Consider the following 19,445-nt stretch of genomic DNA (forward strand, 5'->3'; position numbering starts at 1 on the left):
CCCCAACAGCAGATCCACGCGCGCAACACCACCGGTTTTGCCCCGGTTACCGCTCTGCGAAATGTCGGCGTCGATTGCGTGATGGGCCACTACATTCATGAGGAACGTGATTGTCGAGAATGTGGTCGCGTCTGGCAACAGCCGAACGAAAAGGCGTCTGACCTCAATCTTGGCCTGTCCTTGATCACCGACGCCTGGAATGACGTTTTTGACCGCGCCTACCTGCTCACTGCCGATTCCGATCAGGCGGCCACAGCTCGATTCCTCCGCGAAACCTTCAAAGAGAAAAAGTCATTGGTGACTGTCTCGCCGCCAGGCCGAAATTTCTCTGCGAATATCACACAATTTAGCGAGGGGCGCATAGCGTTGACGAGGGAGCATATAGAGCGGTCTGTTTTCCCGGCCACCATAATGGGTAACGGCCCTCCTGGTCGTCGGCCACGCGAATATGATCCACCTGCCGATTGGGTCCATCCCGACAATCGACCACAGAAAAAGGCCGAGGCTTGATAAGCAGATTCCTCTTGCTCTGGTGGTACGTCGTGCTCGCATTCGCTGCGATCGCAAATCCACTCGTTGCAATCTTTCAACTCTATCGCGGCGATCTAGTTGGAGGAGCATTCTTTACAGCTTTCACCGCAGCATCGTGGCTGGTGGCGCGCAATGTGCTTCGTGACGTGCGAATGTGGAGAAGGAGGACGTAACAGATGGTCATTCCGTATCTTTCAATTGTCACGAGCCTCGTCGCGGCAGGGCTGGGCATCAGAGCGGCAACCATCCCTATCAGGGACAGCATAGACGACATGATGCCTGACATCGGCCGACGGGGAAAATGGGCCAGCTGGGCAGCGGTCGCGGCTGGCGTGTCGGTGGTGTTGCAAGCACTGGATAGGCTTTGGCAGTAGCCGTTTACATCGCCGCAATCGGCGCCGTGATGCTCGCCGGCGCGGTCTGGTCCTTTCGCCGCGGTCGCTTGGTCAGATCCGCGGCCTGCCTGCTGATGGCCGCCGTGTGCGTCTATGCGTTGATGCTTGCGCCGGCTCGCTCAGAGCCAGCGCTGACCCTGATCGCACGTTGCGAATTCTTCCTGCAAACGATGATGTACCGTCGCGGCCTGATCTACCGGCCGACCAAAGCGACCGAGCGAGCCGATCCGCCGGTCGTCACAGTCGAGTTCGAGACGCGGAACCGGGCGCACGCACCAGGCCGATCGGTTATCGGCACCTGCGAATTTGCTCAGGATCATCGGCATATCTCGTTCATCACCTTGGATGGATTGCGCGCCCAGATCGTATACGACTAGGCCCAAGCGGAGGCCCGCCAGCGCGCGTTCTGTCTGGCCGCTGTCCAACACGGGCGATGTGCTTCCCGCGCTCTGGCGCTTCCCGCTGGCCTGAATTTTTGCTTTCCTACGGCGCTCACGGCAATGCTGATACGAGAGGGAGGAGACGCGATGGCTAGGGAAGCCGACTATCAGGATGACGACATAGTGGTCATCTCGCGCAACCCCCTTGTAGGCAAATTGCTGCTGATCACGGAAGACGACGAAGAGATCGATCTTCATCTTGAGAGGGATAGCGCCGAAGCGCTGATGAGCGCGCTGGGTGCCTTCCTGATGGAGGGCGCGATCGGCCCCTTATAGCAACCCGCCAGCGGGAAGCCCGCTTGCGCGCGCCTCCTTTGCCTTTGACGGGCGATCCCTCTAAAATGTGCAGAAGAAAATAAGGGGAAAGGCTTATGACTGAGCCTGACGCTGCGCACGAAGCAATCGTCGATACGTGGCGTGGTTTTGGCGCCTCTGATTATGAGTACTTTGAGCGGTACGAGGATCCTGAGCTGCTGGCTTGGTTTTGGGCACCGGCGAGCCGCTTTCGCAAAGCTTTTGAGCGATATTTGGATTTGGATGATGTGCTTGAGATAGCCAGCGGTGCTGGACGCCATTCGGCGCAGATCGTGGGCCGCTGCAGGCGGCTGACGTTGATCGATACTTCAGTCGACGCCACCGCATTAGCCAGGAAACGGTTTTCAAGCGCTTCTCATGTGACCGTGACGCTTTCGCCGGACGGCAAGAGTCTACCATTTGAAAAGGGGCGTTTTTCCTCTGTTTTCAGTTACGACTCGATGGTTCATTTCGAACCGCTGACCGTGGCGTCGTACATCATGGAAGTCGCCTCCGTCTTGAAGCCGAGGGGGCGAGCCGTCCTTCATCATTCGAACTACTCGGAAAATCCAACCGGAACATTCAAGGAAAATCCCGATTGGCGGAACTTTATGCCAAAGGGATTTGTCGAGCATGTTAGCTCGCGTGCCGGGCTGACCATCATCGAACAGCAGGCGTTCCCCTGGAATGGGAATAGCGAAACTGACGCTCTCACTGTCGTGGAGAAGGTTTAACGGCGCGAGGACACGACCTTCGCCGCCCACCTCGCTGTGCGCATTCGGCCTCCGCTTATCTGGCGTCGCCGCATGGTTTGTGAACACTATTTTAATCGCCTTGCCCAGTGCGATCTGGTTCTATCTGCGCCGCGACTTCATCGGCATGGCCCCCTGTCGCAGGCTTGGCTCTCTACGTGCTGCTCAGCTAGCCCGTCTTAGGCTCGGCTCTGGAGGCCGCGCGTCTGCTCGGCCGCAAAGTGGTAGCGCGTCAAGGCTTCCCGCTCGCGCTCGCGTTCCAGCCGGATAGATTCTCTCGGGCAACTGCTGCCAGTGATCTCAGTCTCGGCTGGGGCTCGCCTACGTTTCAGCCCGGCGACCGTGGCTGGGTGGCGGGTTTGGCCGCCGGGCCAAGCCGGAAAACGGGGTTAGGTTCGCCGGCCGGTGAGGTTTATAGGCCAGCTTGCGGCGCTGCCAACTTGGCAAAACTAGGGTGTTTGGCTTGCTCTATTCACAAATTGGATGAGCCCAGAGTCGCGACCCGAAGTATGCCTGCCCTGTTCCGATTCCGAGCCCCCGCCGGTTAGGTCCGGCGTCCACTGGCCTACCCCGCCAGAGCGCCGGGCCGCTCCCGTTTCAGGGGCAAGCCGTCCAGCCCTTGCGCTTATCCGGCGTCGCCGCATGGTTTGGCAATTACTAAATATGAAGCCCGCTGCCAAAGAGCCGGGTGCAGCGGGCCTCATTTACAGCCGGAGAGAGTGGGGGGAAACGCAAGATTGAGGTCCATGGCGGTTCCTTTCCGTGATCGCGGAATTTGTGTTTTCAGCTTGTTTGAAGCATTGTCCGCGCGGGGAGATTGCGCAGCATGAGGGAACGGTTCGGAGATCGCGGCGCTGAAAGCTTCAGCACCACGCTGCCGGCAATGATCGAGGAGATGAAGGCGGCGCCCGAGGCGATGCAGCCCTCGAAGTTCTGGCAAGACCTGAACCGGCGGCATGCCGAGCGCATGGCATCGACCGGGATCGCAAATTTCAAGCGGACGCTGGCCAAGGACTATTTTACTTGGATGCGGGTCCTGCCCTGGGACCCGCAAATCCGTTTTCTGATCGGCCACCTGCCGCCCGCAGCGTCACTCCGGGCCGCGCTTGGTGTCATGTCGCCGTTAAAGCATCGCCATATTCCGTTGTTCGAGGGCTTCGCCCTGAACTTTCTCACCCGGCTCGTCTGGCAATATGCCGGGCAGGAATGCCCGGAAGAGATCGCGGCCCTGTCGGAGCCATCCGTCGGAAACCCGCCGGCCATCCGCATCGGCGGAAGACTTGTTTCCCAGGATCTTGCCAATTCAATCCTGGAATACAAATCGGTCGAGCCGGTCGCGACAGGGACGATCTGCGAGCTCGGTGGCGGCTACGGCCGAACAGCGTTCGTCATTGCCTCGCTGCGTCCGACCGTCAGATACATCATGGTCGATATCCCTCCGGCTCTCGGGGTCGCCCAGGAATATCTCTGCCAGGTGTTTGCTGACAGGAAGCATTTCCGCTTTCGTCCCTTCGGCAATTTTGAAACCGTTCGCGACGAATTCGAGGCGTCCGCGCTTGCCTTCCTATTGCCTCATCAACTTAAACTTCTGCCGGATTCCACCGTCGATCTTTTCGTCAACATCTCATCGCTGCACGAAATGCGGCTCGACCAGATCGAGTGCTATCTGTCGGAAATCCACCGCCTCGTTCGCCCGCAGGGACATTTTTACCTGAAAGCCTGGCAAGTTTCGAAAATCCCGTTCGAAGGGATTGTCATCCGGGAGAGTGACTACCCATTGGAACGATGGGATCGCGTCTATCGCCGGCTTCCGAAGGTCCAGGCGAGCTTCTTTGAAACCTTGCTTCGGAAACCGAAAAATTGACACGCCCGCTCATGCGCTCAGTGCCGGAGCAACACTTGCGGCAAGTATTCGGCCGGGCATGACTGGGGAGGTGGGGATGCTCCGTCTGATAGGCACAATAGCATCACTGGCTCTATTTTGCGGTGCAGCGGCGGCCGAAGAACGATCGTGCGAAATGCTCGGCACCTTGCTCTCTAACGGCAACTGTCAGGATGGCGACATAGCCAAGATTGCCGGCATTCGCGCTGACGATGTCCCAGACGCGATCCAAACCTATTGCGACTTCGGTTCCCAAATCCTGACCTTGCCGGACAAAGGCGTAATGACCCAGATTTCGGGCCAGTCTCAGTATGTGGTGCTCTGCAAGTTTCATGAGCGACCGTCTGCACCGAAGAACTAATAGCAGGAAAAACCTTAATGGCTGCAAACAAAGAGCACTGGAAAGCTTTCCGAGCGGAGCTGAGCGAATCGCTTGAAAACGAACGCCGGTTCATTGCCACGGCCGAGGCTGGCCAGACGGGAATTTGGCAAGTTGAGCCAGGCAAAGGAAAGGTCGACACTACTGCGGCGCATATTGCGCAATCGAAGCGAGCAGTTGAGGTTCTTGCCGGACTAATTGCCAAAATCGACCAAGACCATTTGGCCGAGTGAGCCCTGTCCCGCTCTACATCTACCGCCGAAGCGGAAGACTCCGCTGGTGGATAAGCCGACATAGCGAGCATAAGCGGTCGCTAAGAACTGGTGCGAAGACGCCATAAGGGTGGGGATTCACATCCGCCGCGTTCCGATCTAGAATCTTCGGCATGGAAGCGATCTTTGATGACCTTTCCAGTGCTCTCAGGGAGCCACGCGCAGACGTTTCGGCTGCTGTCCGCGCCTTTGCCCTAGACATTGCCGGCAAGCTCTTCCTGGGCATTGCCATTGGCCTTGGCGTCGCCATCGGGCTGGCCATCGCCGGCTGATCTTAGACAGATCCACCAATGACGCGCGGATGGTCAGTTACCGACGTACCTGTCACGCTGCTGGCCAGAGTGTCTCTGAGTTCATGAATGTCTCGGACAAGTGGCGCATAGGCCACTGTCAACGATGTGGGCCGGATCGTGCTCGGCGCATAGCCTTTCGCCAGCGCTGCTATCTCATCGCTGGTTAAGTTCGTTGACCAATATCCGATCTCTGCGATTTCCCCGACGTAAGCTGACCAAAATCCGTTTAGTTGGCTGCACGCAATGGAATAGGTAGGCGTGAGGTTGTTTCCCCAATTGCTTGAGGAATTGCCGGAGACCTCGGAGACGCCGTCAATAAACAGAGCGTTGGCCTGTCCGCTGCTTCTGTTGAAATTGAAAGCGACATGACGCCAATTTCCGTCATTCAAGTTGGATGTGGAAATCAGCGTGATACCTGCCGGGGTGGACGAGGGGTAGCCGACCGCAGTCAGTTTGTTCGCCGTATTGTTCAATAATATCCCGAAGCCCAACCGGCTGCCGGTGCTCCAATGCGACATCACAGAGACATTGGACGTGGTTTGGGTTGTCTTCAGCCAAAACGCAAAGCAGCCCACTGAGGGCTGGGCAGGCGTTGCTGTCCTCGACCAGGAAAATTGATCCGTGCCGCCGGCATTGCTCCTCGCCATCTCACTGCCCCACCATCATGACGCGCAGCAACTCGGCATCACCGGTCGCTGTGTCGTTGGTGACATCGCGCTCGATCTTCAGCCGGAACGCTTCGCCAGCAGCCAGGTTGTCCATATCGTCAGGCGATGACCCGCTGCCGATGTTGACGCTCATCTTCAGGACTTGGCCGCTGGTGCCGGGGACAGTCGTCGCGGTAATCGTCTGGGTGGCCGAAAAGCTGTCGCCGTCGATATCGTGGCCCGATGCATTGATGCGCTCGATCGAGACAAGCCACCCCACCGTTCCGCTCGTAGCCGAAGTGAGCGCGCACCAGACAGAAACCGTCAGGCCGGCGCCGGCATAATCGGCTGGTAGAACTCCGGTGAAGATCGCCGCTTCCTGGGTGGTGGCGTCGAAGTCCAGGCAGGGATGCCCGTTGCGGCTGTCCAACGTCGCGTAGTTGCTTGTCGGCGGCTCATTGACCAGAGGAGACCACTGTAGCTGCCAGGCGCTACCGCTGCCGCCACCGCCAGATACCGCCGCCCAAATGGGATTGAGTCCAGCTCCTTGTGTTTTGAGGTAGTAGCCGCTGGTTCCAGCCGCCAGCCGCCGCCACTGAGCCGGCGAGCTGTTGTCATAGTAGAGGATGTCGCCGGCTGAGGCTCCCTGGAAGGCGTCGATAGACCAAACCGAACCACCGCCGGAAACTGTAATGTCGCCCCTGTCGCCGTCGCTGACGCCGATCGCTCCGGTTGACGATGCCGTGAACCCGTAAAGCCCTGGAGATGAACCGTTGGTATAACCGATGAATATCTCGCCCGGTGCGACGGCCTTGGTCAGCGCCGTCTCAGGGGAACCACCATCGGTGCTTTTCAGCGTGACGGTATATGTCGCGTCGCTGTTGTGGAACTCGAAGGGTCGCTTGATGGCTGGGAGAATGAGCGTTCGGGCAGCCGAGAGTGCAGCGCTCGGCTTGAAGATCATCGCGGAGCGGTATTGTGTCGAGTTCAGCGTGACATTGCCGGCCGAGAAGTCGACGGAATAAGTATCACCAAAGGCATTGCCCAGAGCGGCATCAGCGTCATTGCTCGTTTGCCATTGCCCGTCGGCCTGGCCATCTGCGATCACTGGAAAATTGAGATCATGCGCCATCGGCGAGGCCCTTTAGTTCGCGCTCAGCAAGCGCCATTGCGAGCTTCAAGACTTCCTCGCGATCGAAGCCCAAGGCCTGGCATTTCGCTTGGAATCGCGTGAACTCCAGCACGACGGGAAAAAGCCGGCTGGGCTGCTTGCAGCCAGGTTCGAACATCGCCGGATCGAAGAGGATGCTAAGGCTATCCATCGTTTCCCTTTCTTGGGTCATTTCGACGTCTCCAAAAGCGCCCGTTGCAGCTCGACCGCTTGCTCGTACGATTGGTCGAAAAGGGTGGTCCTAGAATTGGGCGGACGTTCGGGATCACAGCCGAGCGGTTCGATATCGCGCGGCAACGGACTCATTTCCCATGGTCGCAAGCTCAGGGCACGATGCAGGGCCAGGTAGTCATTTGCCTTGAATGCTTCGACCGCCGCCTGCGAGATCCTGCGTTTCACATTTCTGTTTCGTGGTGTGCGTTTCGTCGGCATCAGGGTGCTCCGAACTCGCGATAAGCCGCCGGTAATTGCTGAGTGTCGGTCGGTGTCCATTCGGCTATGAAGCGGGCACCGAAGCGCTTCCAGGCATCCGCCATTTGCTCTTTGAATGCAGCTCGTGCCGCCGGCATTTCCGCCACAGGAACGATCCGGTTTACCGGGTCGACGATGCCGAACTCGCTTAATTCATTGAAGCCATCGTTTCCGGTCTCGAATGCCTCTCGCCATGCCTTGTACTCGGCATTGCCGCCGATATGCCGGCGCCGGATGGGGCTTCGCTTTGTCGCCATCGCTCAGCCTCCATAACCGGGACCGGCAGGGCGGCCGGGCCCGCCATGGAGAGGTTCCAAATCCAAGCCAAGCCGCGCCAAGGTTCTGATGCAGAGGCTCCGCGCTGCCGTTTCGTGCTTCAGCCCCGGATGATCCTTCAAGCCTGCTTTCGTGCGGATGACAGCGCCATCGGCATCGATCTGCGCCTTCAATGCCTCCGCCCGATCGAGCGCCTGGCACGCGGTGACAAGGAACTCGATGCCGGCAGCATCTTCGATGGCGTATTGAGCAACTACCGAACGCCAGAGAGCCATGCCGTGCTGGCCGAGCGGCCTAGGTGGCGCGCAGGTCAAAGGCGGGTTGTCGGCAACGAGTTTCAGATTTTTAGGCACTAGGGTTTTGTCCTTTGAATGTTTTCCTCAATTTCATGCGCGAAAGGGGACCAGACCGGTCTCCGAGGGGATCGACCTTCGGACGAGATGGCCCCCCGGGGTCTGCATGGTCATCCGATCGGCCTCCAACCATCAGGACGAGCGGCGGCGCGCCATTCATCGTGGTTCAGGCTGTTCTCATCGATCGGCATGGGCAGAGTGTCGAATGACTGCATCCACATCGCATCATCGATATAGCCGCAGAGCGCTATGGTGCGGTTGTCCTCGCACAGCACGACATCAATCTGATCAAACGCTGGTGCTGGCATGCGCCTTCTCCATCTTCTCGACTGCACCGCGCTTGACCGCGAGCTTCCACACCATTGGCGCGTCGTTTGGGCGGACGCCTCTGCTCCGGATCTGAGCGTGCCAAAGACCGCCTTGGTGGCTCACGAAGTCGCCTGGCTGGTACTGCGCTTCACTGCTTCATGCGCCCTGGTATGGCAGGCCATTCGCTTCGGCCAACGCTGGTGTCAGCGACAGCAGGAAGTTGGCGGATACGGGCCGCCTTTCTCTTGGCAGGCGCTTTTGCGACTGCTGCGCTGCTTGTCCTCTTTTTCCCCCAATGCTCGGGTGGACCGCTTGCCGGGCTGAGCGACTACGTACGCGACAATTGGCTTTCGCGCGTCGGGCAGGAACACAGCGCCTTCCTCAGCCCGGACTTTTTGAGCTCCGGCCGTTTCGCCAGGTTTTCTTTGGCCATTCTGGGCGCGGCCGCGACATGCAGCTTGGCCCTGTTTGACACAAGCAGAAGGCGCACCTGGATAGTCCTTGCGCTTTTTTCCACAGTCGGGCTCCTGCTGGGGCTGCTCTATCTGCGATACTTCCGCTTTTTCCCGCTCTTTGTTGCCCCCGGCCTAGCCCTGCTCATTTACCAGGGCTTACCAGCCCGGCTGGCGCTAGGGCGCTATTTCGGCACCAAGTCCAACGACGAATTGCCGGGCGTCTCTGTTCTTGCAGCTCCCGGAGTGGCGATTATCGCCATTCTTTTTGTGGGGCATCTGGTTTGGCCTCCCCGGGAAACGAAACTTCTCGGCATCGATATCGCCAAGGCCTGCGAGAAAGCCGGCGCCGGTCCGCATTTCGTCTGGCCGGATGGCGCGCGGCTGTTCGCACCTCCCAACATCGGGGCCGCCGGTTTGGGGTCTCCTGTCGGGCTCGACGTCGTGGCCGTCCCTTTTCACACATCGGCCAAGGGCATTGAGCGCGTCCTGCGATTTTTCGATCCGGCTACGCCCGATCCGGCGCGGCTGCTTGACGAAACCAAGGCCACCCATGTTGCGGTCTGCCGCGTGGAGGAGAGAACACTCCGGTCGGTCGAAGCTCAATTTCCGTTGGCCAGCCGATTGGCCACGGGAAAGCCACCAGACTGGCTGGCGGAGTGTCCCGTTGCGGGCCCGCTGCGCATCTATCGATATTCGGCGGCGGGCGGCCCTTCCGGCCAATGCCCTGTCGCGGGCCAATGAGCCGTAATGCGGTGACGCCTGTCAGGGCGTGATCGGGTTCAATTTCAGATGCTGGACCAGGATGATGGTCTTGGCGTCGACGATACGGCCGTCGGCAATGCCGGCCAGCGCCTCGTCGAGCGGCATCTCCAGAACCTCGATGTCCTCGCCTTCCTCCGGCGCTCCGCCGCCATCGGAGATGCGGTCGGCCGGTGAATAGCGCGCAGTGAAGAACCAGAGCCGTTCCGTCACGCTGCCGGGGCTCATATAGGGCGCGAACAGCCGCTCGACGTCCTTCAGACGATAGCCGAGCTCCTCTTCCGCTTCCTTGCGGATGCAGGTTTCCGGATCGTTTTCGTCGAGCAGGCCGGCGCAGGCCTCGATCAGCGGCTCGCGATGGCCGGTGGCATAGGCCGGATAGCGGAACTGCCGCACCAAAAGCACCGTCGAGCGTTGCGGATCGAAGGGCAGGATCACCGCGCCGTCGCCGCGGTCGTAGGTCTGCCGGGTCTGCGTTTCCCAGCGCCCGTCGCGGCGGCGATAGTCGAGCACCGTCTTCTTGAGCACCGCCCAGTCGTCGGACAGGACTTCTTCAGAGCGGATACGGACGCGATCTTCCATGGTGAACTCCGTGCTGCCGGCAAGCGTTATCGGCGAACTGGTGCCTGCGCAATCCTGGAAACCGACTGGTCCAGCAAGACTTTCACCGGCTCGTGTCTGGCGCGAAATGCCGCGGCTGCCTAGATAGCGGTATCTCTCCCAGGAGCCCCGTCTCATGACATCATCGCTTTTCCAGCCGATCACCCTCGGCGGCCTCACCTTTCCCAACCGCATCGCGGTAGCGCCGATGTGCCAGTATTCGGCCGAGGACGGGTCCGCCAGCGACTGGCATCTCCACCACTGGATGAACCTGGCCATGTCCGGCGCCGGCATGGTGACCGTCGAGATGACCGACGTCGAGCGGCGCGGCCGCATCTCGCATGGCTGCCTTGGTCTCTACTCCGATGACAACGAGGCTGCGGCCAAGCGCACGCTCGATGCCGCCAGGCGCGTCGGCGCGCCCGGCACCAAGTTCGGCGTCCAACTCGCCCATGCCGGCCGCAAGGCCTCCAACAGGAAGCCTTGGGAAGGCGGCGGTCCCCTGCAACCGGGCGAGGATCCCTGGCAGACCGTTTCGGCCTCGGCCATCGCCTATGACACCGGGTGGAATGTACCGCACGCACTGGACGAGGGAGAGATAAAGCAAGTCATCGGACGTTTCGCCGAGGCGGCCGCGCGGGCCGAGCGCGCCGGCTTCGACTTCATCGAACTCCACGCCGCTCACGGCTATCTGATCTTCCAGTTCCTGTCGCGGCTCTCCAACCAGCGCACCGACCGCTGGGGCGGCTCGCTGGAAAACCGCATGCGCTTCGCCGTCGAAATCGCCAGGGCTGTGAAGCAGGCCGCACCGGGCCTGATGCTGGGGGCGCGCCTCTCGGTGAAGGAATGGGTCGACGGCGGCTTCGAGGTCGAAGAAGCGATCGAAGTGGCCAAGGCACTGAAGGCGGAAGGCGTCGCCTATCTCTGCTGTTCCAGCGGCGGCAATTCGCCATTGCAGAAGCTGCCCAGCGGTCCCGGTTACCAGGTGCATCTGGCGGAAGCCGTGCGCAAGGGCGCCGACATTCCGACGCGCGCCGTAGGCCTGATCGACGATCCCAAGCAGGCCGAGACGATTTTAGCCGATGGCCGCGCCGACATGGTGGCGCTGGCGCGCGCCTTCCTCGCCGATCCGCGCTGGGGCTGGCGCGCGGCGGCGACGTTCGGCGAGGAAATCCGTCCGGCGCCGCAGCTGGCGCGCTCGGTGACGACGATGCAGCACTGGATGAAGGCGGCCGGCTGAGCGGCTGTTTCCATAGGTGACGCAGGGGCTGAGACCTTTGGGCGCAGGCGCCCCGCCACGATTGCAACCAAATTGGCCGTTTTGCGTTGGCGGCCATGACAGACAGCAAGCCGTTTGAAAAGCCGGTGGTGGTCGAGCTCGGCCATGTCGGCAAATATCGCCAGATCCGCAGCACCCGCGAAGCCGCCGAGTGCCTGATGACCGTTTGGCCGCTCAATCGCGGCCAGCGGCATCGTGATGCTCTCGACACTTGCCTCAAGGCGCTGGAAGGTTATCGTTCGACGGCGGACGCACGCCGCGCGTTGATCGAGGCAGCCGAGGAATCTGAAGTGTTGGTTCCCGAAGACAGGTTGCCTGACGAAAAGCTGCATTGAGCAAGCAAGGGCTTCTCGACCGGAGGATTCCATGGCGAAACTGACTTACAAGATCGTCGAGCATGACGGCGGCTGGGCCTACATGGTCGGCTCGACTTTTTCAGAAACATTTCCCACCCGCCAGGACGCGCTGCGCGCGGCTGAAATTGCTTCGGCCGAGCAACAGGTCGCCGGCACCACGGACGGCATCCAATATGAGGATTCCGAGGGTGTCTGGCATGACGAACTGGCCGACGGCCGCGACCGGCCGCAGACCGAAGTTTCCGATTAGTTTTTTACGGCCGCGCCGCGACCGACCATGCCCCTGCCTTCATGCCGGCCGCTGGCGGACGCGTCGGTTATTATTTGCCGCAGTACTGGTCGTTGACATTCTGCCCGGAATTGGCGTCGGGTCCGGGCGTATCCGAGGCGCACGGACCGATGGCCCCCGGATTGCCGAGGCTGTTAAGGCCGGTGGCTTCGCTGCTCGAAGAGATACTGCCTGTGGTGTAAGGATCGACTGGCACCCGCTCGCTCGAGACCGGACGATCATGGTGCCACCACGACCACACGTCCGAGGACTGCGCCATTGCCGAGGTTGCCATGCCCAGCGTGAGCACCGAGGCTGCAAGAACTTTCATAACCATTGGATACTCCATTCGGTTGATCGCCTAGATTTTGATGGCGACACGAATGAAACCCTGGGTTGGGTGCAAAAGTTCCAAGAGAAAATCGGCATGCAGCAGAGCCGCGCGACACGTTTGTGTGACGAGGCCGTGAGCCGCCGGAACGTTGGGCTGGTCCTATCGTCCTCGAAATTCAGGTCACGCCGGCGAACGCACGTGTGGCGATGCGTTGGATGAAGGCGACCACGCGTTCCGGTTCCGCGAATTGCGGCATGTGCCCCAGCCCTTGGACCCGTTCGAAGTCGAGCTGCTTGATCCTGCCCGGCATCGGATCGCCATGCGCCGCGATGCCGATGACCCGGTCATCCGCGCCGAACAGAATGCCTGCCGGCATCACGATCTCGCCATAGCGCCGCTCCAGGCGGCCGAGATCCTCCTCCACTGCCACGAAATCGGTCGAGGTCGCATGGAAATGAGCAGGCCGCAGCCCGAGCCACCCGCCTCCGGCGATCATGTAATCCCCGGGCACGGCTTGCGGCGCGAAGATGAATTTTCATCGTCGGCTCCGCATATTTCAGGCTGGCCGGTATCGCTACCGTACGGGCCAAGACCCGCCGCCACAGGCGCGAGGGAACATAAAGCAGGTCGAATTTCCGGCGCACCCTCGCTTCCAGATGCGTCAGCGGCGCGAGCAGCGCGATGCCGGAAATCGCAGTCGGATGCTCGATCGCGAGCGCAAGCGCGATGGCGCCGCCGAGTCAATGGCCGACGATCAGTGGCCTTTCCAGCCCAAGCTCCTCGATGAAACGCCGCACCACTTCCGCCTGTTCGGGCAGACGGCCGCCCGCCCCGCCTGCCCGCACCGAATATCCCGAGCCCGGCCGGTCGAGAGCGATCAGCCGGTAGCCGGCGCCGAAGCGTCCGAACAGCGTATGCCGGAAATGGTGGAGCTGCGCGCCGAGGCCGTGCAGGAAGACGATCGGCCTGCCCTCGCCCGCTTCGACATAGTGGATGCGGTTGCCGTCGATCTCGACGAACTTGCCGCAAGCCGGTACCAGCCTTTCGGCCCTGGCCGCGATCCACCATGTTGCAAGCATGAAGCCGAGCACGACAACAGCCGCCGCAACGATCAGGCCGCCGATCAGCCACGACAAAACCGATATCAGCATCTTCCACCCCAGCCGGACCGGCGCACCTTACCCGCAACCGTCTCTGCCACAAGAGCCCGGCCTGCCTGCGCATTGCAGCCGGCTGGCCGCCGCGTTATCTCAGGCGACTTGCAGCCGGAGTGAGCCATGTCTGAAATTGTTACCGCTGCCATGCTCGTCATCGGCGACGAGATCCTCTCCGGCAGGACCAAGGACAAGAACATCGGCCATCTCGCCGATATCATGACGGCGATCGGCGTCGATCTGAAGGAAGTGCGCATCGTTCCCGATGAGGAGGACGAGATCGTCGCCGCCGTCAACGCGCTGCGCGCCCGCTACGTCTATGTCTTCACCACCGGCGGCATCGGCCCCACGCATGACGACATCACCGCCGATTCGATAGCCAAGGCCTTCGGCGTGCCTTGCGAATACGATGCCAAGGCCTACGCCATGTTGGAGGCAAGCTTTGCCGAGCGCGGCATCGAATTCACCGAGGCGCGCAAACGCATGGCGCGCATGCCGCGCGGCGCCGACCACATCGACAATCCGGTATCGATCGCGCCGGGCTTCCGCATCGGCAACGTTCACGTGATGGCGGGCGTGCCGTCGATCTTCCAGGCGATGCTCGACAATGTGGTGCCGACGCTGAAGACCGGCACCAGGATGCTGTCGGCTACGGTGCACTGTCCGTTCGGCGAAGGCCTGATCGGTGGACCGCTGGCCGACATCCAGAAGGCGCATCCCGACACCATCATCGGCTCGTACCCGAAATATGGCGACGGCAAGTTCTGGACCGAGCTCGTGGTGCGCGCCCGCGGCGAAGCGGCTCTCGAGGCCGCGCGCAGGGACGTTGAGGTCATGGTGGCGGGCCTGTCGGCCGCGAGCTGATCCCGGAACCAGAAGGCGCGCGCCGACGTTTCTGGCACGGCACTTCATGCCGGCCATTTTGATGGCCGGAGGCGCGCTTGCGCCGACAAATTTGAGGGATCTGTCATGCGCTTCAAGACGATCGTCGCCATTCTGCAGAATGAACAGGACGCCGAGCGCGTGCTCGACTGCGCCATCCCGCTTGCTGAGCGGTTCGAGAGCCATCTCGTCGGCATCCATGCGGAAGCGCTTCCGGTCCCCTATACGTCGGCCACTGGTTTCCCCGACACGGAATTCCTGCAGGTCTCGGCCGAGATGAACAAAGAGCGCGCCGACAAGCTGCGGGCGGTCTTTCTCAGGCGCATCGAGGATTCCGGCCTGTCCTTCGAGTGGCGCAGCCTCGAAAGCTTCTCCGGCGACAGCGCGCTGACCGGCATTTCGAGCGTGCGGGCGGCTGACCTAATCATCGCCGCGCAGCGCGATACCGGAGGCGATCCGGGCGCAGATGTCGACACGCTGGTCTACGACGCAGGGCGGCCGGTGCTTGTCGTTCCGCATGCCGGGCCGCTCGTCACCACCTTCAGGCGCGTGCTGCTCGCCTGGAACGGCAGCAAGGAGGCGGCTCGCGCCGCATTCGACGCCCTCCCCTTCATCAGCGAAGCGGACAAGACCGACATTCTCGTCATCGATCCGCCGGAGACGCTCGACGAGGCTCCCGAGGCGGCGGGTGCCGAGATCGCGGCTGCCTTGTCACGCCACGGCGCCAATGTCAGCGTTTGCGTGCAGAAATCGGGAGGAAACTCGGTCGACGACATCATCCAGGAGAGGATCGCCGAATCCGGCGCCGATCTGCTGGTGCTCGGCGCCTACAGCCATTCCTGGCTGCGCCAGCTTCTTTTCGGCGGCGTCACCCGCACAGTGCTGCGCACGGCAAACGTAGCGGCCTTCCTGTCGAGATAAGTCCACAGCCATCACTGGATCCCACCCTTGCCAAGGCTGGCGCTTTCCGGCTAATTCCGCTTGCATTCCATCGTATTTGCGCGCAGAGGCGCGCGCTTGCGGAGTGCGCGAACCATGTCCCTTCCCGAAAAAGCCTTTCCGGTCTCCTGGGACCAGTTCCACCGCGATGCCCGCGCGCTCGCCTGGCGCCTTTCCGGCACCAACAAAGGCCAGTGGAAGGCGATCGTCTGCATCACCCGGGGCGGCCTGGTGCCCGCCGCGATCATTTCGCGCGAGCTTGGCATCCGCGTCATCGAGACGGTCTGCGTCGCCTCCTATCACGACTACACGAGCCAGGGTCAGTTGCAGGTGCTGAAGGAAATCTCCCCTTCGCTTCTTGCCGATGACGGCGCCGGCGTGCTCATCATCGACGACCTCACCGATACCGGCAAGACGGCAGGCATCGTGCGCGCAATGATGCCGAAGGCGCATTTCGCCACCGTCTATGCCAAGCCGAAGGGCAGGCCTCTGGTCGATACATTCGTCACCGAGGTCAGCCAGGACACCTGGATCTACTTCCCGTGGGACATGGGCTTCACTTACCAGAAGCCGATCGCCGATGATCACGCCGGCTGATTCGTTGGAAGTCGCCATTTAGGTCCAGCGCCCGCTGACGAGCATTGATTGCTGCACAAATAAAGCCGTCGGGCACGATATTTCGTAAAATTAACCCGCCTGGGTCGAACTTAACCAATCCGAGTGAAGTTTTTTACTTTTATTGTCCACAATACGTCGTAAGATTCGTTTGACGGCAAACGATTCTGGAGGCTGGGAGCAGCTTCTACGATGTTGACGAGGCCAACGACGCACAACCAAATGGCCGAAAGAGTCCGGCGACTCTTCGGCACGGCGCCCTGCCGCCTGCAGGTTGCAGCCTTGCCTTGGCGCGAAAATGAGAACGGCGTCGAGATCATGCTGATCACCAGCCGCGATACCGGGCGCTGGGTGCTGCCGAAAGGCTGGCCGGAAGCCAGGGAGCCGCTATGCCAAGCCGCCGCCCGCGAAGCGGGCGAAGAAGCGGGATTGCACGGCACCGTCTCGCATCTTGAAGTCGGTCGCTATTTCTACGCCAAGGTCCTGGCATCCGGCGAGGAAGTGCCTTGCGAGGTTCTGGTGTTCCCGCTCGAGGTCGACCGCGTCGCCGACCGCTGGAAGGAAAAGCGCGCGCGCACCCGCAAATGGGTCGGCTCGGCCGAGGCCGTTCGTATGGTCAACGAGCCCGACCTTTGCCAGATCATCGCCTATTTCTGCGCCGATCCGCATAAATTCGCCTGAGTCATCGGTCACATAATCGAATATGCAACCCGACGGCATGCCGCGCGTTGCGGTGCGCGAGCATCGGTGCTTTGTTGTTATTGCAGTGCCGATTCGGCTAATGGCGTCGATCGATGACGAACTCCGCGCAACCACTCGAAGAAAACTCCGGCGAACACCGGCGTGAGCACCGCCAGCGCGTGCTCAAGGGCGGGACGATCATCACCGGCATCCAAAATTCAGAGGTGAGCTGCACCTTGCGGAACCAAAACCCGGGCGGCGCCGAACTGAAAGTCGCACCGGAATCACGCGTTCCCGATCGTTTCCTGCTCTACGTTCCGGTCGATGGTGTGGCCTATCGGGCGGAAGTCCGCTGGCGCCGCAACGACCGCGTCGGTGTGAAGTTCACCGGGATCGAGCCCAAGCCCAAGCTGCACTACGGCTGAGGGCAATAGTGCATGTCGCGCAAAAGTGTGCAGCGGTTTTGCGAAAACGACATGCATAAAAACAAAGACCTAAAGCGCGTCGTACGAATCCGCTTCAGCGCGAAGCGCTTTAGGCAGCCGGCCGAAGCCGGATGCCTGTTTTTTCAGATGCTCATCTGTTTCACATGACGAGCCCTTTGGTCAGTTCCAGCGCCTGGCGCTCGAACAACCGCCGGTAGATCCCGCCGTTCAGCCGGATCAGCTCGTCATGCGATCCTTCCTCGATGATGCGGCCACGGTCGAAGACCAGCAACCGGTCGAGCGCCCGCACAGTGGAGAGCCGGTGCGCGATGACCAAAGTCGTGCGCCCGACCATCAGCCGCTCCATCGCCTTCTGGATGAGCACTTCCGATTCGGAATCGAGGCTGGATGTCGCCTCGTCCAGGATCAGGATGCGCGCATCGGCCAGGAAGGCGCGCGCGATCGCCACGCGTTGGCGCTCGCCGCCCGACAGCTTCACGCCGCGCTCGCCGACCAGGGTTCCGTAGCCTTTGGGCAGGTTGGCGATGAAGTCGTGCGCGCTGGCGAGCTTCGCCGCATGCTCGATCTCGGCCTGCGTGGCGCCCGGCCTGGCATAGGCGATGTTCTCGGCCAGCGACCGGTGGAACAGGATCGGCTCCTGCTGGACGATCGCGATCTGGCTGCGCAGCGATGCCTGCGCAACCTGTGCGATGTCCCGGCCGTCGATCAGGATTCGGCCCGCATTCACGTCATAGAGGCGCTGGATCAGCTTGACGAAGGTCGTCTTGCCCGATCCCGAATGCCCGACCAGCCCGATGCGTTCGCCCGCCGCGATCTCGACCGAGAAGTCGCGGTAGAGCGGCAGCCGGTGGTTGCCGTAGTGGAACGTCACCTTGTCGAACGCGATGCGGCCGTCGGTGATCCGGATCGGCGCCGCACCGGGCCGGTCCTCGATGCCGAGCGGCTCCGACTGGAAGTCGACCAGTTCCTCCATGTCGTTGATCGAGCGCTGCAGGTTGCGGATATGCGTGCCGATATCGCGCAGATAGCCTTGCAGGACGAAAAACGAGGTCAGCACGAAGGCGATATCGCCGGCGCTTGCCTCGCCCCATGCCCAGAGCATGAGCGCGAGGCCGATCACAGCCGCCCGCATCAAGAGCAGCATCGTGCCTTGCGTGGTGCCGTTGAACGTGCCGCGCACCCAGGTGCGGCCCGTGCGCAGGCGCCATTTGGCCACGACCCCGGCAAGGCGCACCTCTTCGCGGCTCTCGGCGCCAAAACCCTTGACCACCGCATTGCAGCTTACCGCGTCGGCCAGCGCGCCGCCGAGGCGCGTGTCCCAGCTGTTGGCAAGGCGTGCCACCGGCGCGACATAGCCGAGCGACAACATGGCGGTGACGGCGATGAACAGCACCGAGCCAACGGCGACCACCAATCCCATCATCGGCCAGAACCAGCCAAGCAGCAGCGTCGACCCGACCAGCATGACGAGCGACGGCAGCAGCGCGATCAGGATCGTGTCGTTGAGCAGGTCGAGCGCCCACATGCCGCGCGTGATCTTCCGCACGGTCGAGCCGGCAAAGCTGTTGGCGTGCCAGTCCGTCGAGAAGCGCTGGACGCGGTGGAAGGCGCCGGCGGCGATGTCCGACATCATCTTCAGCGTCAATTCGACGATCCACATGAAGGCGGCGTTGCGCAGCACGACGCCGGCCAACGCCAGCGCCATCAGGATGGAGAAGGCCGTCATTGCGGCGTGCCAAGCCGCCTCGTCGGCGCTGGCGCTGCTGGCGACCGCGTCGACCAGCCGGCCGGAATAGAGCGGCGTCAGCACGTCGGCAAGCGTCGAGAGCAGGAATGCGCCCATGATGAGCGACAGCCGCCACGGCTGGCGGCGCCAGTGGCCAAACGTGAAGCCGAGCACGCTGCGAAAGGCGCTGGCGCGCAGATCTATTCTGAAACGAGCCATGATGTCATCCGGGCGCAGACAGGCCCGGTCCCAGTAAAGTCAAATTGGAAACCCGCGGCGGCGCCTGATGGCGCCTGGGAATGAGGTTCGGTATGGTTGGGCGCCCGCCCCGAGGCGGCGACCGACAGCGGCAAGGCTCGTTCTGCGTCTGGCTTTCCGAAGGGACTTCGGACGGCCGGTGCAGACCTAGGCTTCGCGGCCTCGCATAACGATGTCAAATCCTGGCATACGGTCCTCCCGAAAGGGAATCGCGGAATGGCCCTTATA

At 61.6% G+C, this 19,445-nt stretch carries 30 protein-coding genes; 18 read left to right on the forward strand and 12 right to left on the reverse strand.

Going from position 1 to position 19,445, the window contains the following annotated elements; all coding sequences use genetic code 11:
• The 6 genes from AU465_RS02095 to AU465_RS02120 form a co-directional block, all read left to right on the forward strand.
• Positions 1–510, forward strand: a 510-nt coding sequence (locus AU465_RS02095; RefSeq protein ID WP_512699434.1) for a PIN domain-containing protein, incomplete at its 5' end; no start/stop codon positions are given.
• 197 nt (positions 511–707) lie between these two features.
• Positions 708–905, forward strand: coding sequence for a hypothetical protein (locus tag AU465_RS02100; RefSeq protein WP_192243576.1), 198 nt, complete (start codon positions 708–710; stop codon positions 903–905).
• A gap of 29 nt (positions 906–934) precedes the next feature.
• A complete protein-coding gene (locus AU465_RS02105) occupies positions 935–1,303 on the forward strand; it encodes a hypothetical protein (protein ID WP_192243578.1) in 369 nt (122 codons plus the stop codon).
• A 150-nt stretch (positions 1,304–1,453) separates the two neighbouring features.
• Complete coding sequence (locus AU465_RS02110; protein ID WP_192243580.1) at positions 1,454–1,642, forward strand: hypothetical protein; 189 nt, start codon at positions 1,454–1,456, stop codon at positions 1,640–1,642.
• Between the two features lie 95 nt (positions 1,643–1,737).
• Entirely contained in the window at positions 1,738–2,394 is a 657-nt protein-coding gene (locus AU465_RS02115; protein WP_192243582.1) for a class I SAM-dependent methyltransferase, read from the forward strand.
• An 844-nt stretch (positions 2,395–3,238) separates the two neighbouring features.
• The gene (locus AU465_RS02120; RefSeq protein ID WP_192243584.1) at positions 3,239–4,276 is read left to right on the forward strand and encodes a putative sugar O-methyltransferase; all 1,038 of its coding nucleotides are present in this window, start codon (positions 3,239–3,241) and stop codon (positions 4,274–4,276) included.
• A 112-nt stretch (positions 4,277–4,388) separates the two neighbouring features.
• On the opposite strand, the gene AU465_RS02125 is transcribed toward AU465_RS02120, so the two are convergent.
• Entirely contained in the window at positions 4,389–4,628 is a 240-nt protein-coding gene (locus AU465_RS02125; RefSeq protein ID WP_192243586.1) for a hypothetical protein, read from the reverse strand.
• A gap of 44 nt (positions 4,629–4,672) precedes the next feature.
• On the opposite strand from AU465_RS02125, the gene AU465_RS02130 reads away from it, so the two are divergent.
• Positions 4,673–4,906: a hypothetical protein gene (locus AU465_RS02130; protein WP_192243588.1), complete on the forward strand. Its 234-nt coding sequence runs from the start codon at positions 4,673–4,675 to the stop codon at positions 4,904–4,906.
• Positions 4,907–5,058: 152 nt separating this feature from the next.
• The gene (locus AU465_RS02135; RefSeq protein WP_192243590.1) at positions 5,059–5,217 is read left to right on the forward strand and encodes a hypothetical protein; all 159 of its coding nucleotides are present in this window, start codon (positions 5,059–5,061) and stop codon (positions 5,215–5,217) included.
• A 2-nt stretch (positions 5,218–5,219) separates the two neighbouring features.
• Here the strand turns inward: AU465_RS02135 and AU465_RS02140 are convergent, their stop codons facing one another.
• Genes AU465_RS02140 through AU465_RS02160 form a run of 5 tightly spaced genes read right to left on the reverse strand, consistent with a single transcriptional unit; the run spans position 5,220 to position 7,784 of the window.
• Complete coding sequence (locus tag AU465_RS02140) at positions 5,220–5,885, reverse strand: LamG-like jellyroll fold domain-containing protein (RefSeq protein ID WP_192243592.1); 666 nt, start codon at positions 5,883–5,885, stop codon at positions 5,220–5,222.
• 1 nt (position 5,886) lies between these two features.
• On the reverse strand, positions 5,887–7,017 hold the full coding sequence (locus tag AU465_RS02145; protein WP_192243595.1) for a hypothetical protein: 1,131 nt from the start codon (positions 7,015–7,017) through the stop codon (positions 5,887–5,889).
• A complete protein-coding gene (locus AU465_RS02150) occupies positions 7,007–7,228 on the reverse strand; it encodes a hypothetical protein (protein ID WP_192243597.1) in 222 nt (73 codons plus the stop codon). Before AU465_RS02150 ends, AU465_RS02145 begins: the two co-directional genes overlap by 11 nt.
• On the reverse strand, positions 7,225–7,488 hold the full coding sequence (locus AU465_RS02155) for a hypothetical protein (protein ID WP_192243599.1): 264 nt from the start codon (positions 7,486–7,488) through the stop codon (positions 7,225–7,227). Before AU465_RS02155 ends, AU465_RS02150 begins: the two co-directional genes overlap by 4 nt.
• On the reverse strand, positions 7,488–7,784 hold the full coding sequence (locus AU465_RS02160) for a hypothetical protein (protein WP_192243601.1): 297 nt from the start codon (positions 7,782–7,784) through the stop codon (positions 7,488–7,490). Before AU465_RS02160 ends, AU465_RS02155 begins: the two co-directional genes overlap by 1 nt.
• A gap of 129 nt (positions 7,785–7,913) precedes the next feature.
• Here AU465_RS02160 and AU465_RS02165 point away from each other — a divergent pair, with 129 nt between their 5' ends.
• Positions 7,914–8,159 carry a hypothetical protein gene (locus tag AU465_RS02165; protein WP_192243603.1) on the forward strand — a complete coding sequence of 82 codons (246 nt, stop codon included), beginning with the start codon at positions 7,914–7,916 and terminating at the stop codon, positions 8,157–8,159.
• Between the two features lie 107 nt (positions 8,160–8,266).
• On the opposite strand, the gene AU465_RS02170 is transcribed toward AU465_RS02165, so the two are convergent.
• Positions 8,267–8,464, reverse strand: coding sequence for a hypothetical protein (locus AU465_RS02170; RefSeq protein ID WP_192243605.1), 198 nt, complete (start codon positions 8,462–8,464; stop codon positions 8,267–8,269).
• 246 nt (positions 8,465–8,710) lie between these two features.
• On the opposite strand from AU465_RS02170, the gene AU465_RS02175 reads away from it, so the two are divergent.
• Positions 8,711–9,661: a hypothetical protein gene (locus AU465_RS02175; protein WP_192243607.1), complete on the forward strand. Its 951-nt coding sequence runs from the start codon at positions 8,711–8,713 to the stop codon at positions 9,659–9,661.
• A 21-nt stretch (positions 9,662–9,682) separates the two neighbouring features.
• On the opposite strand, the gene AU465_RS02180 is transcribed toward AU465_RS02175, so the two are convergent.
• Positions 9,683–10,261, reverse strand: coding sequence for an NUDIX domain-containing protein (locus AU465_RS02180; protein WP_192243609.1), 579 nt, complete (start codon positions 10,259–10,261; stop codon positions 9,683–9,685).
• A 154-nt stretch (positions 10,262–10,415) separates the two neighbouring features.
• Here AU465_RS02180 and AU465_RS02185 point away from each other — a divergent pair, with 154 nt between their 5' ends.
• The 3 genes from AU465_RS02185 (at position 10,416) to AU465_RS02195 (ending at position 12,164) form a co-directional block, all read left to right on the forward strand.
• On the forward strand, positions 10,416–11,519 hold the full coding sequence (locus AU465_RS02185) for an NADH:flavin oxidoreductase/NADH oxidase (protein WP_192243611.1): 1,104 nt from the start codon (positions 10,416–10,418) through the stop codon (positions 11,517–11,519).
• Between the two features lie 95 nt (positions 11,520–11,614).
• On the forward strand, positions 11,615–11,893 hold the full coding sequence (locus AU465_RS02190) for a DUF982 domain-containing protein (protein WP_192243613.1): 279 nt from the start codon (positions 11,615–11,617) through the stop codon (positions 11,891–11,893).
• Positions 11,894–11,924: 31 nt separating this feature from the next.
• A complete protein-coding gene (locus AU465_RS02195; protein ID WP_067328195.1) occupies positions 11,925–12,164 on the forward strand; it encodes a DUF2188 domain-containing protein in 240 nt (79 codons plus the stop codon).
• Positions 12,165–12,234: 70 nt separating this feature from the next.
• Here the strand turns inward: AU465_RS02195 and AU465_RS02200 are convergent, their stop codons facing one another.
• The 3 genes from AU465_RS02200 to AU465_RS36100 all read right to left on the reverse strand — a co-directional run bounded on the left by AU465_RS02200 (position 12,235) and on the right by AU465_RS36100 (position 13,667).
• Positions 12,235–12,519 carry a hypothetical protein gene (locus AU465_RS02200; RefSeq protein ID WP_192243616.1) on the reverse strand — a complete coding sequence of 95 codons (285 nt, stop codon included), beginning with the start codon at positions 12,517–12,519 and terminating at the stop codon, positions 12,235–12,237.
• Positions 12,520–12,691: 172 nt separating this feature from the next.
• Positions 12,692–13,012 carry an alpha/beta fold hydrolase gene (locus AU465_RS36095; protein WP_246505814.1) on the reverse strand — a complete coding sequence of 107 codons (321 nt, stop codon included), beginning with the start codon at positions 13,010–13,012 and terminating at the stop codon, positions 12,692–12,694.
• A 244-nt stretch (positions 13,013–13,256) separates the two neighbouring features.
• Positions 13,257–13,667, reverse strand: a complete 411-nt coding sequence (locus AU465_RS36100; RefSeq protein WP_246505815.1) for an alpha/beta fold hydrolase — start codon at positions 13,665–13,667, stop codon at positions 13,257–13,259.
• 126 nt (positions 13,668–13,793) lie between these two features.
• Between AU465_RS36100 and AU465_RS02210 the strand changes: the two genes are divergently transcribed.
• The 5 genes from AU465_RS02210 (at position 13,794) to AU465_RS02230 (ending at position 17,212) form a co-directional block, all read left to right on the forward strand.
• The gene (locus AU465_RS02210; protein ID WP_192243618.1) at positions 13,794–14,534 is read left to right on the forward strand and encodes a competence/damage-inducible protein A; all 741 of its coding nucleotides are present in this window, start codon (positions 13,794–13,796) and stop codon (positions 14,532–14,534) included.
• Between the two features lie 105 nt (positions 14,535–14,639).
• Positions 14,640–15,473, forward strand: a complete 834-nt coding sequence (locus tag AU465_RS02215) for a universal stress protein (RefSeq protein WP_192243620.1) — start codon at positions 14,640–14,642, stop codon at positions 15,471–15,473.
• Positions 15,474–15,587: 114 nt separating this feature from the next.
• Complete coding sequence (gene gpt / locus AU465_RS02220) at positions 15,588–16,088, forward strand: xanthine phosphoribosyltransferase (RefSeq protein WP_066998919.1); 501 nt, start codon at positions 15,588–15,590, stop codon at positions 16,086–16,088.
• A 210-nt stretch (positions 16,089–16,298) separates the two neighbouring features.
• Entirely contained in the window at positions 16,299–16,787 is a 489-nt protein-coding gene (locus AU465_RS02225) for an NUDIX hydrolase (RefSeq protein ID WP_192243622.1), read from the forward strand.
• Positions 16,788–16,900: 113 nt separating this feature from the next.
• Complete coding sequence (locus tag AU465_RS02230) at positions 16,901–17,212, forward strand: PilZ domain-containing protein (RefSeq protein WP_192243624.1); 312 nt, start codon at positions 16,901–16,903, stop codon at positions 17,210–17,212.
• Positions 17,213–17,372: 160 nt separating this feature from the next.
• Here the strand turns inward: AU465_RS02230 and AU465_RS02235 are convergent, their stop codons facing one another.
• Positions 17,373–19,178: an ABC transporter ATP-binding protein gene (locus AU465_RS02235; RefSeq protein WP_192243626.1), complete on the reverse strand. Its 1,806-nt coding sequence runs from the start codon at positions 19,176–19,178 to the stop codon at positions 17,373–17,375.
• Between the last annotated feature and the right edge of the window lie 267 nt (positions 19,179–19,445).

Origin of the sequence: Mesorhizobium silamurunense (genome assembly GCF_014843905.1) — a bacterium.
Lineage (GTDB): Bacteria > Pseudomonadota > Alphaproteobacteria > Rhizobiales > Rhizobiaceae > Mesorhizobium > Mesorhizobium silamurunense.

What these genes read in the sequence shown, in the direction of transcription:
- AU465_RS02200 (WP_192243616.1), bottom strand. Translation starts at nt 12,519, where the DNA reads ATGGTTATGAAAGTTCTTGCAGCCTCGGTGCTCACGCTGGGCATGGCA.
- AU465_RS02195 (WP_067328195.1), top strand. Translation starts at nt 11,925, where the DNA reads ATGGCGAAACTGACTTACAAGATCGTCGAGCATGACGGCGGCTGGGCC.
- AU465_RS02120 (WP_192243584.1), top strand. Translation starts at nt 3,239, where the DNA reads ATGAGGGAACGGTTCGGAGATCGCGGCGCTGAAAGCTTCAGCACCACG.
- AU465_RS02110 (WP_192243580.1), top strand. Translation starts at nt 1,454, where the DNA reads ATGGCTAGGGAAGCCGACTATCAGGATGACGACATAGTGGTCATCTCG.
- AU465_RS02105 (WP_192243578.1), top strand. Translation starts at nt 935, where the DNA reads ATGCTCGCCGGCGCGGTCTGGTCCTTTCGCCGCGGTCGCTTGGTCAGA.
- AU465_RS02140 (WP_192243592.1), bottom strand. Translation starts at nt 5,885, where the DNA reads ATGGCGAGGAGCAATGCCGGCGGCACGGATCAATTTTCCTGGTCGAGG.
- AU465_RS02135 (WP_192243590.1), top strand. Translation starts at nt 5,059, where the DNA reads ATGGAAGCGATCTTTGATGACCTTTCCAGTGCTCTCAGGGAGCCACGC.
- AU465_RS02125 (WP_192243586.1), bottom strand. Translation starts at nt 4,628, where the DNA reads ATGAAACTTGCAGAGCACCACATACTGAGACTGGCCCGAAATCTGGGT.
- AU465_RS02185 (WP_192243611.1), top strand. Translation starts at nt 10,416, where the DNA reads ATGACATCATCGCTTTTCCAGCCGATCACCCTCGGCGGCCTCACCTTT.
- AU465_RS02230 (WP_192243624.1), top strand. Translation starts at nt 16,901, where the DNA reads ATGACGAACTCCGCGCAACCACTCGAAGAAAACTCCGGCGAACACCGG.
- AU465_RS02225 (WP_192243622.1), top strand. Translation starts at nt 16,299, where the DNA reads ATGTTGACGAGGCCAACGACGCACAACCAAATGGCCGAAAGAGTCCGG.
- AU465_RS02235 (WP_192243626.1), bottom strand. Translation starts at nt 19,178, where the DNA reads ATGGCTCGTTTCAGAATAGATCTGCGCGCCAGCGCCTTTCGCAGCGTG.
- AU465_RS02130 (WP_192243588.1), top strand. Translation starts at nt 4,673, where the DNA reads ATGGCTGCAAACAAAGAGCACTGGAAAGCTTTCCGAGCGGAGCTGAGC.
- AU465_RS02115 (WP_192243582.1), top strand. Translation starts at nt 1,738, where the DNA reads ATGACTGAGCCTGACGCTGCGCACGAAGCAATCGTCGATACGTGGCGT.
- AU465_RS02160 (WP_192243601.1), bottom strand. Translation starts at nt 7,784, where the DNA reads ATGGCGACAAAGCGAAGCCCCATCCGGCGCCGGCATATCGGCGGCAAT.
- AU465_RS36100 (WP_246505815.1), bottom strand. Translation starts at nt 13,667, where the DNA reads ATGCTGATATCGGTTTTGTCGTGGCTGATCGGCGGCCTGATCGTTGCG.
- AU465_RS02150 (WP_192243597.1), bottom strand. Translation starts at nt 7,228, where the DNA reads ATGACCCAAGAAAGGGAAACGATGGATAGCCTTAGCATCCTCTTCGAT.
- AU465_RS02180 (WP_192243609.1), bottom strand. Translation starts at nt 10,261, where the DNA reads ATGGAAGATCGCGTCCGTATCCGCTCTGAAGAAGTCCTGTCCGACGAC.
- AU465_RS02155 (WP_192243599.1), bottom strand. Translation starts at nt 7,488, where the DNA reads ATGCCGACGAAACGCACACCACGAAACAGAAATGTGAAACGCAGGATC.
- AU465_RS02215 (WP_192243620.1), top strand. Translation starts at nt 14,640, where the DNA reads ATGCGCTTCAAGACGATCGTCGCCATTCTGCAGAATGAACAGGACGCC.
- AU465_RS02210 (WP_192243618.1), top strand. Translation starts at nt 13,794, where the DNA reads ATGTCTGAAATTGTTACCGCTGCCATGCTCGTCATCGGCGACGAGATC.
- AU465_RS02165 (WP_192243603.1), top strand. Translation starts at nt 7,914, where the DNA reads ATGATCCTTCAAGCCTGCTTTCGTGCGGATGACAGCGCCATCGGCATC.
- AU465_RS02170 (WP_192243605.1), bottom strand. Translation starts at nt 8,464, where the DNA reads ATGCCAGCACCAGCGTTTGATCAGATTGATGTCGTGCTGTGCGAGGAC.
- AU465_RS36095 (WP_246505814.1), bottom strand. Translation starts at nt 13,012, where the DNA reads ATGATCGCCGGAGGCGGGTGGCTCGGGCTGCGGCCTGCTCATTTCCAT.
- AU465_RS02100 (WP_192243576.1), top strand. Translation starts at nt 708, where the DNA reads ATGGTCATTCCGTATCTTTCAATTGTCACGAGCCTCGTCGCGGCAGGG.
- AU465_RS02190 (WP_192243613.1), top strand. Translation starts at nt 11,615, where the DNA reads ATGACAGACAGCAAGCCGTTTGAAAAGCCGGTGGTGGTCGAGCTCGGC.
- gpt (WP_066998919.1), top strand. Translation starts at nt 15,588, where the DNA reads ATGTCCCTTCCCGAAAAAGCCTTTCCGGTCTCCTGGGACCAGTTCCAC.
- AU465_RS02145 (WP_192243595.1), bottom strand. Translation starts at nt 7,017, where the DNA reads ATGGCGCATGATCTCAATTTTCCAGTGATCGCAGATGGCCAGGCCGAC.